Source organism: Enterobacter sp. AC1 (genome assembly GCF_050434705.1).
Lineage (GTDB): Bacteria > Pseudomonadota > Gammaproteobacteria > Enterobacterales > Enterobacteriaceae > Enterobacter > Enterobacter cloacae_L.
Genome location: NZ_JBNDIZ010000005.1, coordinates 30,972 through 46,323, shown reverse-complemented (window position 1 = coordinate 46,323; position 15,352 = coordinate 30,972). Strand labels below are relative to the sequence as shown.

The window sequence follows — 15,352 nt, the reverse complement described above, 5'->3', positions numbered from 1 at the left end:
CTTAATCCTTTTTATTCTTTGCCACGGCGAGCGTGGCAGTTGATTATGACGTCCAGATACGGAGAAAATTCCGGGTATAACTCTGAAATTTGTGACAAACCATAAACTGCCTCAACAAGAAGGCCGTAAAACCTGCACGCAACCAGGAGCGCACGCTTGAGCACCTCAACGAAAACCATTCTGACCGCCGCCCACTGGGGGCCGATGCTGGTCGAAACCGACGGCAAAAATGTTCTGTCGTCTCGCGGGGCATTGCCAACCCAACATCCCAACTCCTTACAGACCGTCGTTCGCGATCAGGTGCACAGCAAAACGCGCGTGCGCTGGCCGATGGTGCGTAAAGGTTTTCTGGCCTCGCCGGACAACCCGCAGGGTATTCGTGGTCAGGATGAATTTGTTCGCGTGAGCTGGGATGACGCGCTGGCGCTGATCCACGCCCAGCACAAGCGCATTCGCGACAGTTACGGTCCGTCCTCCATTTTCGCCGGATCCTACGGCTGGCGTTCTAACGGCGTGCTGCACAAGGCCTCGACGCTGCTGCAGCGCTATATGAGCCTGGCGGGAGGCTATACCGGTCATCTGGGGGATTATTCAACCGGTGCGGCGCAGGCGATCATGCCGTACGTCGTGGGGGGGAACGAAGTGTACCAGCAGCAGACCAGCTGGCCTCTGGTGCTGGAGCATACCGACGTGGTGGTGCTGTGGAGTGCCAACCCGCTGAATACGCTGAAAATTGCCTGGAATGCCAGCGATGAGCAGGGCATTCCCTATTTCGACGCGCTGCGCAAAAGCGGCAAGCGCATCATCTGCATTGACCCGATGCGTTCTGAAACCATGGAGTTCTTCGGCGACAGCGCCGAGTGGATTGCCCCACATATGGGCACCGACGTGGCGATGATGCTGGGTATCGCCCATACGCTGATCGAAAACGGCTGGCACGATGTCGAATTTCTGACGCGCTGTACCACCGGCTTCGATAAATTTGCTGAATATCTGACGGGGCAATCCGATGGGGTAGCGAAAACAGCAGAATGGGCGGCCGGGATTTGCGGCATTCCTGCGGACAAACTCCGCGAGCTGGCGACGTTGTTCCATAAAAATACCACGATGTTAATGTCTGGCTGGGGGATGCAGCGCCAGCAGTTTGGCGAGCAAAAACACTGGATGCTGGTGACGCTTGCCGCGATGCTTGGACAGATCGGTACGCCGGGCGGGGGTTTTGGGCTTTCCTATCACTTTGCGAACGGCGGTAACCCCACCCGTAAAGCCGCCGTGCTGGCTTCTCTTCAAGGCTCGGTGCAGGGAGGCGTGGATGCCGTGGATAAAATCCCGGTGGCGCGTATTGTTGAAGCTCTGGAAAACCCGGGTGGTTTTTATCAGCACAATGGTCTGGACCGCCACTTCCCGGATATTAAGTTTGTCTGGTGGGCGGGCGGGTCGAACTTCACCCACCATCAGGATACCAATCGCCTGATCCGTGCCTGGCAAAAGCCGGAGCTGGTGGTGATCTCAGAGTGCTTCTGGACCGGCTCGGCTAAGCATGCCGATATTGTGCTGCCGGCGACCACCTCGTTTGAGCGTAACGATCTCACCATGACCGGCGACTACAGCAACCAGCATATGGTCCCGATGAAGCGCGTCGTGGCGCCGCGTGATGAAGCACGTGATGATTTCGACGTGTTTGCTGAACTGAGCGAGCTGTGGGAAGCGGGCGGCCGGGAGCGTTTCACCGAGGGGAAAACTGACCTCGAATGGCTGGAAACCTTCTATCAGATTGCCGGGCAGCGCGGTGCGGCGCAGGGGGTAACGCTTCCGCCATTTGCCCAGTTCTGGGAGGCGAACCAGATCGTCGAGATGCCGGAGAGCGAGCAGAACGCGCAGTTTGTCCGTTTTGCCGATTTCCGCCGCGACCCGGAGAATCACCCGCTGAAAACCGAAAGCGGAAAGATAGTGATCTACAGCGAGCGCATTGCCAGCTTTGGCTATGCCGACTGCCCGCCGCATCCTACGTGGCTCGAGCCGGACGAGTGGCACGGTAACGCTCAGCCGGAGCAGCTGCAGGTGTTGTCAGCCCATCCCGCGCATCGTCTGCACAGCCAGCTTAACTACACGTCGCTGCGTGAGCAGTATGCAGTTGCAGGACGAGAGCCGATTACGCTAAATACTCTTGATGCAAAAGCCCGCGGGATTGTCGGCGGTGACGTGGTGCGTGTATGGAATCAGCGTGGACAGGTGCTGGCAGGGGCGGTGGTCAGCGACGGGATTAAGCCGGGCGTTGTCTGTATTCACCAGGGCGCGTGGCCTGATCTGGAGCCAACCGAAGGCGGGATCTGTAAAAACGGGGCGGTTAACGTGCTGACCAAAGATCTCCCCAGCTCGAAGCTGGGGAATGGTTGCGCAGGAAACACGGCGCTGGCCTGGGTTGAGAAATATGAGGGTCCCGAGCTTACCTTAACGGCGTTTGATCCGCCTGCCAGCTCATGATCCAGGTCGGGTGCTGGGTGTCATCCTGCCAGGCGCTGTCTTCAATACGAAAGCCCTGAGCGTGGTAGAAATTCACCGCCCGGATATTTTTCTGATACACCTCCAGGCTTAAGTGCGGGAAGCGCTGTTGAACGTGGTTCAGCAGCGCGCGCCCGATGCCTTTGCCGATATACGCCGGTGCGACAAACAGTGCGCCGACAAACTGCGACTGCATCACGCTGATAAAACCGCAAGGTTCGCCATCCTGTTCCCAGACCCAGGTTTCAGCTGACGGCAGGTAAACGTCCCGCACCATCGCCTCGTTCTCTTTCCAGTAGCTCGCCTCAATAAACGGATGCGCTTCTGCAGTGCTTTCCAGCCATAGGCGCAGAAGCGGCGCGGTATTCTCACTTTGCCATTTGCGGATCATGATGGTCTCCCGGATGACAGAAGCAGCCGGTAACATGGTCGTTGACCAGGCCACAGGCCTGCATAAAGGCGTAACAGATGGTGGAGCCGACAAACTTAAAGCCGCGTTTTTTTAGCGCTTTCGAGAGCGCATCCGAAGCCGGGGTGGAGGCGGGAATTTCCGCGAGCGTGGCGGCCTGCGTGATTTGCGGATCGTTATTCACAAAGGTCCAGACAAAGTCTGAGAACGGTTCGCCGTTTTGTTCCATTGCCAGGTAAGCGCGTGCGTTACCGATGATGGCCTGGATCTTACCGCGATGGCGGATGATGCCGGCATCCTGCACCAGTCGCTCCACGTCCTCATCGGTCATGGCGGCGACGGCGACAGGATCGAACTGGTGAAAGGCGTTACGATAGTTTTCGCGTTTCTTCAGTACCGTAATCCATGACAGGCCCGCCTGCTGGCCCTCCAGGCAGATCATCTCAAAGAGTTTTTTACCATCGGTTTCCGGCACGCCCCATTCCCGATCGTGATAGTCGATATAAAGCTGATCCTGGCTTACCCAACCGCAACGTTCCATCCGTAATCTCCCTTATTGATACTGATTTCGCAAAATTTTCATCCTGACTGGCTTGACGTGTTTACTATAAAGACAATAGTTAATACAGGGCTATAAGCTCTTCCTGAATAACGACAAATATCGCCGAATTCGGCTCTCTCTGGGGTCGCGTTGATGATGATAAAAAAAATCAGTGGTCGCCATGCTGTTTCTGGCCTGGTGGGGATTTCAGCCTGCCTGTTTATATGTAATTCAGCGTATGCCTGGCAACAGGAATATATCGTTTCAGACGCACAAAATAATACGGCGGAACGCTATACATGGGACGCGGATCACCAACCGCGTTATGAGGATATTCTTGCGGAGCGTATTCAGACTTCACAAAATGCGCCAGGCCTTGCCCTGAATGTACCGTCTGGCACGACGATGGACGGTGCAATGAGCGTGGGCTGGAATTTTCCGGTTTCAGCGCGTATCACCACCGGCCCGGTGGTGGCGTGGCGTTATGACGGCACGGTTCCCATGATGATCAACGAGTTTGGTGATAGCGTGACGACGCAAGCGCTCACCGACCCGCTCTGGCATGCCAGCGTCAGCACGCTCGGGTGGCGAATGAATACCCAGTATGGCGATCTGCGTCCCTGGGCGCAGATTAGCTACAACCAGCAGTTTGGTGAAAACCAGTGGAAATCGCAGTTTGGCATGCCGCAAACGCCAGCCCCAGCGCAAAACGGTAGCTGGATGGATGTGACCGTTGGAACGGATATGCCGTTTACCACTCATGTTGCGGCTTATGCATCGCTCGCTCAGGGGGAACATGCCGCTACCGGTGAGGAGTTTTTGTACTCCCTGGGCGTCAGTGCAAATTTTTAGAGTTGTTACTTTTTTAAACGTTACGATAACATCCTGAATACAACAACCGCGGGGGGTACAGCGATAGCGGGCACTAACACACTGTCGCTTTATTCCCGCGCCAGGTCATTCATTCCCGATTCCAGGCATTTCATTCCGTTCCGCCTGCATTTCATGCCGTTTTACCCCAGGCGTTTTAAGGTTTTGTTTATCGTTGTCCTCAGCGAACTTCCTTAATTTTTCTTGCAGGACAACTGCCATGAACACATCAACTTATAACCGCACGCGCTGGCTTACGCTCTTTGGCACCATCGTCACCCAGTTTGCGCTGGGTTCGGTCTATACCTGGAGCCTGTTTAACAGTGCGCTTTCCGACAAACTCGGCGCACCGGTCAGCCAGGTCGCGTTCTCCTTTGGTCTGCTGAGCCTGGGCCTGGCGATTTCGTCTTCCGTTGCGGGCAAGCTGCAGGAGCGTTTTGGCGTGAAGCGTGTGACCATGGCGTCCGGCATTCTGCTGGGTATTGGCTTTTTCCTCACGGCGCACTCCAGCAACCTGATGATGCTGTGGCTGAGCGCCGGCGTGCTGGTGGGGCTGGCCGATGGCGCAGGTTACCTGCTGACCCTGTCGAACTGCGTGAAGTGGTTTCCGGAGCGTAAAGGTCTGATCTCCGCGTTTGCGATTGGTTCTTATGGTCTGGGCAGCCTCGGCTTCAAATTTATCGACTCCCACCTGCTGGCGTCCGTTGGCCTCGAAAAAACCTTTATGATCTGGGGCGCAATCGTTCTGGTGATGATCCTGTTCGGCGCCACGCTGATGAAAGATGCGCCGCAGCAGGAGGTCAAGTCCGTGAACGGTGTGGTGGAGAATGACTTCACCCTCGCGCAGTCCATGCGTAAACCGCAGTACTGGATGCTGGCGGTGATGTTCCTGACGGCCTGCATGAGCGGTCTGTATGTCATCGGCGTGGCGAAGGACATTGCCCAAGGGATGGTGAAACTGGATGCGGCCACGGCGGCCAATGCGGTGACCGTGATTTCCATTGCCAACCTCTCCGGTCGTCTGGTGCTTGGTATTCTCTCTGACAAAATCGCCCGTATCCGTGTGATTACTATCGGGCAGGTGGTTTCGCTGGTCGGTATGGCGGCTCTCCTGTTTGCCCCGCTGAACGAAGCGACCTTCTTTGCGGCGATTGCCTGCGTGGCCTTTAACTTTGGCGGTACCATTACCGTCTTCCCGTCACTGGTGAGCGAGTTCTTTGGCCTGAACAATCTGGCGAAAAACTACGGCGTGATCTATCTGGGCTTCGGGATTGGCAGTATCTGCGGCTCGCTGATTGCTTCCCTGTTCGGTGGGTTCTATGTCACTTTCTGCGTGATATTTGCCTTGCTGATTATCTCTCTGGCGCTGTCGACGACGATTCGTCAGCCGCAGCGAGAAGTATTTAAAGAAGCGCATGCTTAACGAATAAGGAGAGGCCGTAATGGCCTCTTTTTTTTGCGCTGTGGGATACGCTTTCTGACTTGCTTTTTTGTAAAAATTTGCACGGATCACATTCTCTGCTGCCACTTTTCTCTCCCGCTGTGGTCTACTTACCGCGCTTGTAGACGTTTCTGATAACGCTTTCCTACGCACATACTTACTCTGTCTGTTTTCTCAATGAGAGTCGGCGGGTCTCTATACCCCTTCCCCCAGGGTTGTTTGCATGAAATACATTAGGTCTCTTACCCAGCAAAGATTGTGTCTGATGCTGGCTGTCTATATCGGTTTATTTCTGAATGGCGCGGTGCTGTTCAGACGAGTGGAAGGTTATTTCGAGCACCTCACCGTAAGAAATGGAATTTTTGCTGCAATTGAAGTGTTCGGTTCCATCCTCGCTACCTTCTTCCTGTTACGTCTGCTTTCCCTTTTTGGCCGACGCCCTTGGCAAATTCTGGCTTCACTGGTTGTCATTATTTCTGCCGCCGCAAGCTATTACATGACCTTTATGAATGTGGTCATTGGCTATGGGATTGTGGCGTCAGTCATGACCACCGATATCGATCTCTCGAAAGAGGTCGTAGGTAAGGGCTTTATCGTCTGGACGGTTTTAACCTGTCTGATACCGCTCTTCTTTATCTGGAGTAATACCTGCCGCTATACGTTGTTACGCCAGCTGCGCACGCGCGGGCAGCGGATCCGGAATATCGCCGTTGTCCTGTTGGCCGGATTACTGGTCTGGGCACCGATTCGCTTGATGGAAAAACAGCAAAAGCGCATTGAAAAAGCGACGGGTGTGGATATGCCAAGCTATGGCGGCGTGGTGGCGAATTCGTATTTGCCGTCCAACTGGCTGTCAGCATTAGGACTGTATGCCTGGGCGCAGGCGGATGAATCCAGTGATGTGAAATCGCTGTTCAACCCGGTGAAAAAATTTAAATACCAGCCGCCAGCCGATGGAGTGGATGATATGTACGTCGTCTTTGTCATAGGTGAAACGACGCGCTGGGATCATATGGGTATTCTGGGATATGACCGCGATACCACGCCAAAACTGGCGCAGGAAAAGAACCTGGTGGCTTACCGGGGGTATTCGTGCGATACCGCCACGAAGCTCTCACTGCGCTGTATGTTCGTGCGTGAAGGCGGTGCCAGCGATAATCCGCAGCGTACCCTTAAAGAGCAGAACGTCTTTGCCGTGCTGAAGCAGCTTGGATTTAGCTCCGATTTGTACGCTATGCAAAGTGAGATGTGGTTCTACACCAATACTCTGGCAGATAACATCGCGTATCGTGAGCAGATTGGAGCCGAGCCTCGTAACCGAGGTAAAAACGTGGATGACATGCTGCTGCTTGATGAGATGGCCCAGTCTCTGAAGAATCATCCGCAGGGCAAACATCTTGTCATTTTGCATACCAAAGGGTCACATTACAGCTATTACCAGCGTTACACGCGCGATTTTGCGAAGTGGCAACCTGAGTGCGTCGGTATTAACAAAGACTGTAGCAAGCAGGAACTGATCAATGCCTACGATAACTCGGTGCTTTATGTTGATACTTTCCTGAGCCGCGTGATTGACCAGCTGCGCGATAAAAAAGCGATTGTTATCTATGCGGCGGACCACGGTGAGTCCATCAACGAGAAAGAGCATCTGCACGGTACGCCACGCAAGCTGGCACCACCGGAACAGTTCCGCGTGCCGATGATTATGTGGATGTCGGATAAGTATCTTGAGAATCCTGACAAAGCGAAGATGTTTGCTCAACTGAAGAAAGAGGCGGATATGAAGGTGCCGCGTCGTCACGTTGAGCTGTACGACACCATTTTAGGCTGCCTGGGCTATACCTCTCCGAACGGTGGTCTTAACGAAAATAACAACTGGTGTAAACTGCCTGAAAGCAGCCAGAAAGCCGCGCAATAGCTCGCCTGGCGAGAATATCGCCAGTTGAATGGCTTTTTGAAAATAAGGGATTGACGGGGGCGCACCCCAGCAGTAAGATGCGCTCCGCATTCGGCGAGTAGCGCAGCTTGGTAGCGCAACTGGTTTGGGACCAGTGGGTCGGAGGTTCGAATCCTCTCTCGCCGACCACATTCTGAAAAGGGCTAACCGTAAGGTTAGCCCTTTTTGCATTATGACCTTAGCCCGCCAGAGTCATCAAAATACCCCTTAGACCTGCTTCCCCCTGCCTGTTAACGATTTTGTGACATAATCCATTGTATTTTTTTATATATAGATTGATCTTTTTTCGCGTTGCTTATAGATAACCTCAGCATTTTTCGCTGTGCGCTTTAACGTTCGCGGTATTTAGTGCTCAGATAATCACCATTCTGCAAGAAAATTTACCCATTCTGAATAAAAGTTAATCACTGATTGTTGCGAAATATGAAGATATTTGTGCTGCAAGATGGCGAGTAGCATAAATTTCCCTGCTGAAAACTGGCGTACATAGTTTTTTTAATCTTTGTTTGCGGTTTCTCACACTCAGCGTAAATCCCCGTCACCTGTATTGACGTTTTCACATTCTGTTGACAGATTGTAGGGCATGAGGGGCATTTCAGGGACGATCTGCGCTGCAACTCAAACGCTCTTCTGAAAGGATTCTCCATCCCTTTAAAGCCTTCGGGCATCACCGACCGGACCGGGTAAAAAATAAATAAAGGTCTGGCGGCGTAACACAACAAAGCAAAACATCACATTGGAGCAGAATAATGAGTATTTCCTTGAAGAAGTCAGGGATGCTGAAGCTTGGTCTGAGCCTGGTGGCTATGACCGTGGCAGCAAGCGTACAGGCAAAAACCCTGGTTTACTGTTCTGAAGGCTCGCCGGAAGGCTTTAACCCACAGCTCTTTACCTCTGGTACGACTTACGACGCAAGCTCTGTACCGATCTATAACCGTCTGGTTGAATTCAAAACCGGTACCACGGAAGTGATTCCGGGTCTGGCCGAGAAGTGGGAGGTCAGCGAAGACGGTAAAACCTATACCTTCCACCTGCGCCAGGGCGTGAAGTGGCAGGACAGCAAAGATTTCAAACCAACGCGCGACCTTAACGCCGACGACGTTGTGTTCTCCTTCGATCGTCAGAAAAACGCCCAGAACCCGTACCACAAAGTGTCTGGCGGCAGCTATGAGTACTTCGAAGGGATGGGTCTTCCCGACCTGATCTCTGAAGTGAAAAAAGTTGACGATAAAACCGTTCAGTTCGTGCTGACTCGCCCGGAAGCGCCATTCCTGGCTGACCTGGCCATGGACTTCGCCTCTATTCTGTCCAAAGAGTACGCGGACAACATGCTGAAGGCCGGTACGCCGGAGAAAGTTGACCTGAACCCAATCGGTACCGGTCCATTCCAGCTGCTGCAGTACCAGAAAGACTCCCGTATTCTGTACAAAGCGTTCGAAGGCTTCTGGGGCACCAAGCCGAAGATCGACCGTCTGGTCTTCTCCATCACGCCTGATGCGTCAGTGCGCTATGCAAAACTGCAGAAAAACGAATGCCAGGTTATGCCATACCCGAACCCGGCTGACATCGCTCGCATGAAGCAGGATAAGAACATCAACCTGCTGGAGCAGGCGGGTCTGAACGTGGGCTACCTCTCCTTCAACACCGAGAAGAAACCGTTTGATGACGTGAAAGTGCGTCAGGCGCTGACCTACGCGGTGAACAAAGAAGCGATCATCAAGGCGGTTTACCAGGGCGCTGGCGTTGCAGCTAAAAACCTGATCCCACCAACCATGTGGGGCTATAACGACGACGTTAAAGACTACAGCTACGATCCTGAGAAAGCGAAAGCGCTGCTGAAAGAAGCGGGTCAGGATAAAGGCTTTACCGTTGAGCTGTGGGCGATGCCTGTACAGCGTCCGTACAACCCGAACGCACGCCGTATGGCAGAAATGGTTCAGGCTGACTGGGCGAAGATTGGCGTTCAGGCCAAGATTGTGACCTACGAGTGGGGCGAGTATCTGAAGCGTGCCAAAGCGGGTGAACACCAGGCGGTAATGATGGGCTGGACCGGTGATAACGGGGATCCGGACAACTTCTTCGCCACCCTGTTCAGCTGTGCTGCTGCGAAAGACGGCTCTAACTACTCTCGCTGGTGCTACAAGCCGTTTGAAGACCTGATCCAGCCGGCGCGTGCAACCGACGATCACAACAAACGTATTGAACTGTACAAGCAGGCTCAGGTTGTTATGCACGATCAGGCTCCGGCGCTGATTGTTGCTCACTCCACCGTGTACGAGCCAGTGCGTAAAGAAGTGAAGGGCTACGTGGTTGATCCACTGGGCAAACACCACTTCGAAAACGTATCTGTTGAATAATCAGTAGGGTGTTCTCCCTCTCCCTGTGGGAGAGGGCAGGGGTGAGGGCCGTGCATGCATCCCCTCATCCTAACCCTCTCCCACAGGGAGAGGGAATTTACATTTGTGAGCAATACAGACGTCACGCCATTGGTTGGGCGTCATCAGAGAGAATCCGGGTTATGTTGCAGTTCATCCTCCGACGTCTGGGACTTGTTATCCCCACGTTTATCGGTATCACCCTTCTCACTTTTGCCTTCGTCCATATGATCCCCGGCGACCCGGTAATGATTATGGCGGGTGAGCGTGGTATTTCCCCTGAGCGTCATGCACAGCTGCTGGCTGAACTCGGCCTCGATAAGCCGATGTGGCAGCAGTACCTCCATTATATTTGGGGCGTCATGCACGGCGACTTAGGCATTTCGCTGAAAAGCCGTCTTCCGGTGTGGGACGAGTTCGTGCCGCGTTTTAAAGCGACACTGGAGCTTGGCGTCTGCGCCATGATTTTCGCCACTGCGGTGGGTATTCCTGTTGGGGTGCTGGCTGCCGTTAAGCGTGGATCTATTTTTGACCATACTGCCGTGGGCCTGGCGCTGACCGGCTACTCCATGCCTATCTTCTGGTGGGGCATGATGCTGATCATGCTGGTGTCGGTGCAGCTTAACCTGACACCGGTCTCCGGGCGCGTCAGCGATATGGTCTTCCTGGATGACTCCAATCCACTCACCGGATTTATGCTAATTGATACGGCTATCTGGGGTGAAGAGGGCAACTTCATTGATGCCGTCGCGCATATGATCCTGCCTGCCATGGTGCTGGGTACCATCCCTTTGGCGGTGATCGTGCGTATGACCCGTTCATCCATGCTGGAAGTGCTGGGCGAGGATTATATCCGCACCGCGCGCGCCAAGGGCCTGACGCGTATGCGCGTCATCATCGTTCATGCGCTGCGTAACGCCATGCTGCCGGTGGTGACCGTTATTGGTCTGCAGGTGGGGACACTGCTGGCGGGGGCGATCCTGACCGAAACCATCTTCTCCTGGCCGGGCCTGGGTCGCTGGCTGATTGACGCGCTGCAACGCCGTGATTATCCGGTTGTGCAGGGCGGTGTACTGCTGGTCGCGACGATGATTATCCTCGTCAACCTGCTGGTCGATTTGCTTTACGGCGTGGTGAACCCGCGTATTCGTCATAAGAAGTAAGGGGCCATCATGTCACAAGTCACTCAAAATAAAGTGGTCGCAGCTCCGGTGCCAATGACGCCGCTGCAGGAATTCTGGCACTACTTCAAACGCAATAAAGGTGCGGTAGTCGGGCTGGTGTATGTCGTCATCATGATCCTGATCGCGGTGTTTGCGAACGTCCTGGCGCCGTATAACCCGGCGGACCAGTTCCGCGATGCGCTGCTGGCCCCCCCTGCGTGGCAGGACGGCGGTAGCCTGACGCACCTGTTAGGTACCGATGATGTGGGCCGCGATGTGCTGTCGCGTCTGATGTACGGCGCGCGTCTGTCGCTGCTGGTCGGCTGCCTGGTGGTGGTATTATCCCTGATCATGGGGATCGTGCTCGGTCTGGTTGCCGGTTACTTCGGCGGTATTGTTGATAACATTATCATGCGTATCGTCGATATCATGCTGGCGCTGCCAAGCCTGCTGCTGGCGCTGGTGCTGGTGGCAATCTTCGGCCCGTCAATTGGTAACGCCGCGCTGGCGTTGACCTTCGTGGCGCTCCCTCACTATGTACGTTTAACCCGTGCGGCGGTGCTGGTAGAAGTAAACCGAGATTACGTCACGGCATCTCGCGTGGCGGGTGCGGGCGCGATGCGCCAGATGTTCGTCAATATCTTCCCTAACTGCCTTGCGCCGCTGATTGTTCAGGCGTCGCTTGGTTTCTCTAACGCCATTCTTGATATGGCCGCTCTTGGCTTCCTGGGCATGGGTGCGCAGCCGCCAACACCGGAGTGGGGCACCATGCTCTCCGACGTGTTGCAGTTCGCACAAAGCGCCTGGTGGGTTGTCACCTTCCCGGGTCTGGCAATCCTGCTGACGGTGCTGGCATTTAACCTGATGGGTGATGGTCTGCGTGATGCACTTGACCCCAAACTGAAGCAGTAAGAGGCACGAGATGGCGTTATTAAATGTAGATAAATTATCGGTGCACTTCGGGGATGAAGGCACTCCGTTTCGCGCCGTGGACCGCATCAGCTACAGCGTCAATCAGGGCGAAGTAGTTGGCATTGTCGGGGAGTCCGGTTCTGGTAAGTCGGTCAGTTCACTGGCGATCATGGGGCTGATTGATTACCCGGGCCGCGTGATGGCGGAAAACCTGCAGTTCAACGGTCAGGACCTGAAGCGCATTTCTGAAAAACAGCGCCGCCAGCTGGTGGGTGCGGAAGTGGCGATGATTTTCCAGGACCCGATGACCAGCCTGAACCCGTGTTACACCGTTGGTTTCCAGATTATGGAAGCGATTAAGGTGCATCAGGGCGGGAATAAGAAAACCCGTCGCCAGCGTGCTATCGATCTGCTGAACCAGGTGGGGATCCCTGACCCGGCATCGCGTCTGGACGTTTACCCGCATCAGCTTTCCGGTGGGATGAGCCAGCGCGTGATGATCGCGATGGCGATTGCCTGTCGACCAAAACTGCTGATTGCAGATGAACCGACGACGGCGCTGGACGTGACCATTCAGGCGCAAATCATCGAACTGCTGCTGGAGCTGCAGCAGAAAGAGAATATGGCGCTGGTGCTGATTACGCACGACCTGGCGCTGGTGGCCGAAGCGGCGCACAAAATCATCGTGATGTATGCCGGCCAGGTGGTCGAGACCGGAAGTTCGCACGATATCTTCCGCGCGCCGCGTCATCCGTATACCCAGGCGCTTTTACGTGCGCTGCCGGAGTTTGCTCAGGACAAAGCGCGTCTGGCGTCGCTGCCGGGCGTGGTACCGGGTAAATATGACCGTCCGCAGGGCTGTCTGCTTAATCCGCGCTGTCCGTATGCGACAGATAAATGCCGGGCAGAAGAGCCAGAGCTGAATCAGCTTGCTGACGGCCGTCAGTCGAAATGCCACTACCCACTCGATGATGCCGGGAGGCCAACACTATGAGTACGCAACAGGCCACCACGCAACAGCCGCTGTTGCAGGCTATCGACCTGAAAAAATACTACCCGGTGAAGAAGGGGCTGTTTGCCCCTGAGCGCCTGGTGAAAGCGCTGGACGGTGTCTCCTTTAATCTCGAACGCGGTAAAACGCTGGCGGTGGTGGGGGAGTCAGGCTGCGGTAAATCCACCCTGGGCCGTCTGCTGACGATGATTGAAGTACCGACCGGCGGGGAGCTTTATTACCAGGGGCAGGATCTGCTCAAGCACGATCCGCAGGCGCAGAAGCTGCGTCGCCAGAAAATTCAGATTGTGTTCCAGAACCCGTATGGTTCTTTGAACCCGCGTAAAAAAGTGGGGCAGATTCTGGAAGAGCCGCTGCTGATTAACAGCAATCTGAGCAAAGAGCAGCGCCGTGAAAAAGCGCTGGCGATGATGGCGAAGGTCGGCCTTAAAACCGAGCATTATGACCGCTATCCGCATATGTTCTCCGGTGGGCAGCGTCAGCGTATTGCTATCGCGCGGGGGCTGATGCTCGATCCGGACGTGGTGATTGCCGATGAGCCGGTCTCGGCGCTCGACGTTTCCGTCCGTGCGCAGGTGCTGAACCTGATGATGGATCTCCAGCAGGAGCTGGGGCTGTCTTATGTGTTCATCTCCCACGACCTGTCGGTGGTGGAGCATATTGCCGATGAGGTGATGGTGATGTACCTGGGGCGCTGCGTGGAGAAGGGGAGTAAAGATCAGATCTTTAATAACCCTCGTCACCCGTATACCCAGGCGCTGCTGTCTGCGACGCCGCGACTGAACCCTGACGATCGTCGTGAGCGCATTAAGCTGACGGGCGAGCTGCCAAGCCCGCTGAATCCACCTCCGGGGTGTGCATTCAACGCCCGCTGCAGTCGCCGCTTTGGCCCTTGCACCCAGCTACAGCCACAGCTGAAGGATTATGGCGGTCAACTGGTCGCCTGCTTCGCGGTCGACCAGGACGAAAATGGCGAGAAGCCACAGGCATAAAGTAAAAAACCGGCGCTAAGCCGGTTTTTTTTATGTCTGCTTTATTATTTCCGCAAGCGAATCTGATCCACAGCGTGCTTCTCGCTCTTGGTGAGGATCAGGCTCGCGCGCTCGCGCGTTGGCAGGATGTTCTCTTTGAGGTTCACGTAGTTGATCTCATTCCAGAGTCCCGTCGCCACGTTGATCGCTTCTTCTTCAGAAAGCTGAGCATAGTGATGGAAATAGGAGTCCGGGTCGGTGAACGCCCCTTCACGGAACTTCAGGAAGCGGTTGATGTACCAGTTCTGCAGCAGGTCTTCCGGCGCATCGACATAAATAGAGAAATCGACGAAATCCGAGACAAAGACATGATGGGGATCGTGAGGATAGTCCATCCCGCTTTGCAGCACGTTCAGACCTTCCAGAATCAGAATATCCGGCTGAACTACCGTTTTATCCCCGTCCGGGATGCGATCGTAAATCAGGTGCGAATAGACCGGCGCAGTCACGTGTGGCACGCCAGATTTCAGGTCGGAAACAAATTTCACCAGACGGTGCATATCATAAGAAAGCGGGAAGCCCTTCTTCTTCATCAGCCCGCGTTCTTTTAATACTTCGTTTGGATGCAGGAAGCCGTCTGTCGTGATCAGCTCTACGCTGCGATGTTCCGGCCAGCGGCTCAACAGCGCCTGCAGGACACGCGCGGTGGTGCTTTTACCTACGGCCACGCTGCCGGCAATACTAATAATATAAGGAATGCGTTGACCGTTCGTCCCGAGGAACTGCTCCAGCACAGCCTGACGGCGCAGGTTAGAGCTGATATAGAAGTTAAGCAAGCGAGAGAGGGGGAGATAAATCTCTGCCACCTCTTCCAGGGACAGATCTTCGTTTATCCCTTTTAACCGTGCGATTTCACCTTCCGTCAGCGTCATAGGGACGGAATCACGCAGGGCAGCCCACTGGCTGCGGTTAAAGTGAAGATAAGGCGTCATTAACGTTTGCTCTTTTTTGCTCATAAGCATGCTTCAGTGAGCCAGCATCACACTGCCGGATCGTGGCTCATCACACAGTTAATTTTGGACAATGGGCAGGAGGTTAACACCAGATGACGGGAATAATAAGAAAAAAGATGGATAGCGCTGCGTTACGCGGAAGCCGTCACGCTACGGTGTATACGATGCAAATCACGCTAATATGTT

12 protein-coding genes and 1 tRNA gene are annotated in these 15,352 nt (G+C 54.6%); 10 read left to right on the top strand and 3 right to left on the bottom strand.

Features of this window, described 5'->3' with window-relative positions:
- Positions 1–204: 204 nt before the first annotated feature.
- Complete coding sequence (locus M2433_RS15125; RefSeq protein ID WP_429055682.1) at positions 205–2,484, top strand: molybdopterin guanine dinucleotide-containing S/N-oxide reductase; 2,280 nt, start codon at positions 205–207, stop codon at positions 2,482–2,484.
- On the opposite strand, the gene M2433_RS15120 is transcribed toward M2433_RS15125, so the two are convergent.
- On the bottom strand, positions 2,447–2,893 hold the full coding sequence (locus tag M2433_RS15120; protein ID WP_429055609.1) for an N-acetyltransferase: 447 nt from the start codon (positions 2,891–2,893) through the stop codon (positions 2,447–2,449). The genes M2433_RS15125 and M2433_RS15120 overlap by 38 nt on opposite strands.
- Positions 2,871–3,452: a DNA-3-methyladenine glycosylase I gene (tag, locus tag M2433_RS15115; RefSeq protein ID WP_047347640.1), complete on the bottom strand. Its 582-nt coding sequence runs from the start codon at positions 3,450–3,452 to the stop codon at positions 2,871–2,873. The genes M2433_RS15120 and tag overlap by 23 nt, the downstream gene beginning before the upstream one ends.
- A gap of 153 nt (positions 3,453–3,605) precedes the next feature.
- On the opposite strand from tag, the gene M2433_RS15110 reads away from it, so the two are divergent.
- From M2433_RS15110 to dppF, 9 genes are all read left to right on the top strand, one after another.
- Positions 3,606–4,304: an autotransporter domain-containing protein gene (locus M2433_RS15110; protein ID WP_429055612.1), complete on the top strand. Its 699-nt coding sequence runs from the start codon at positions 3,606–3,608 to the stop codon at positions 4,302–4,304.
- A 238-nt stretch (positions 4,305–4,542) separates the two neighbouring features.
- Complete coding sequence (locus M2433_RS15105) at positions 4,543–5,745, top strand: L-lactate MFS transporter (protein ID WP_429055615.1); 1,203 nt, start codon at positions 4,543–4,545, stop codon at positions 5,743–5,745.
- Positions 5,746–5,986: 241 nt separating this feature from the next.
- The gene (gene eptB, locus M2433_RS15100) at positions 5,987–7,681 is read left to right on the top strand and encodes a kdo(2)-lipid A phosphoethanolamine 7''-transferase (RefSeq protein ID WP_429055617.1); all 1,695 of its coding nucleotides are present in this window, start codon (positions 5,987–5,989) and stop codon (positions 7,679–7,681) included.
- Positions 7,682–7,772: 91 nt separating this feature from the next.
- Positions 7,773–7,849 (top strand) — tRNA-Pro (locus M2433_RS15095).
- A 620-nt stretch (positions 7,850–8,469) separates the two neighbouring features.
- A complete protein-coding gene (gene dppA / locus M2433_RS15090) occupies positions 8,470–10,077 on the top strand; it encodes a dipeptide ABC transporter periplasmic-binding protein DppA (protein ID WP_429055619.1) in 1,608 nt (535 codons plus the stop codon).
- Between the two features lie 161 nt (positions 10,078–10,238).
- Positions 10,239–11,258, top strand: coding sequence for a dipeptide ABC transporter permease DppB (dppB, locus tag M2433_RS15085; RefSeq protein WP_045285992.1), 1,020 nt, complete (start codon positions 10,239–10,241; stop codon positions 11,256–11,258).
- A 9-nt stretch (positions 11,259–11,267) separates the two neighbouring features.
- A complete protein-coding gene (gene dppC, locus M2433_RS15080; RefSeq protein ID WP_047347645.1) occupies positions 11,268–12,170 on the top strand; it encodes a dipeptide ABC transporter permease DppC in 903 nt (300 codons plus the stop codon).
- A gap of 10 nt (positions 12,171–12,180) precedes the next feature.
- Positions 12,181–13,164 (top strand): dipeptide ABC transporter ATP-binding protein, encoded by a 984-nt coding sequence (gene dppD, locus M2433_RS15075; RefSeq protein WP_013094994.1) that lies wholly within the window; start codon positions 12,181–12,183, stop codon positions 13,162–13,164.
- Positions 13,161–14,174: a dipeptide ABC transporter ATP-binding subunit DppF gene (dppF, locus tag M2433_RS15070; protein ID WP_047347647.1), complete on the top strand. Its 1,014-nt coding sequence runs from the start codon at positions 13,161–13,163 to the stop codon at positions 14,172–14,174. The genes dppD and dppF overlap by 4 nt, the downstream gene beginning before the upstream one ends.
- Before the next feature lie 44 nt (positions 14,175–14,218).
- Here the strand turns inward: dppF and coaA are convergent, their stop codons facing one another.
- Positions 14,219–15,169, bottom strand: coding sequence for a type I pantothenate kinase (coaA, locus tag M2433_RS15065; RefSeq protein WP_032654569.1), 951 nt, complete (start codon positions 15,167–15,169; stop codon positions 14,219–14,221).
- Positions 15,170–15,352: the final 183 nt, after the last annotated feature.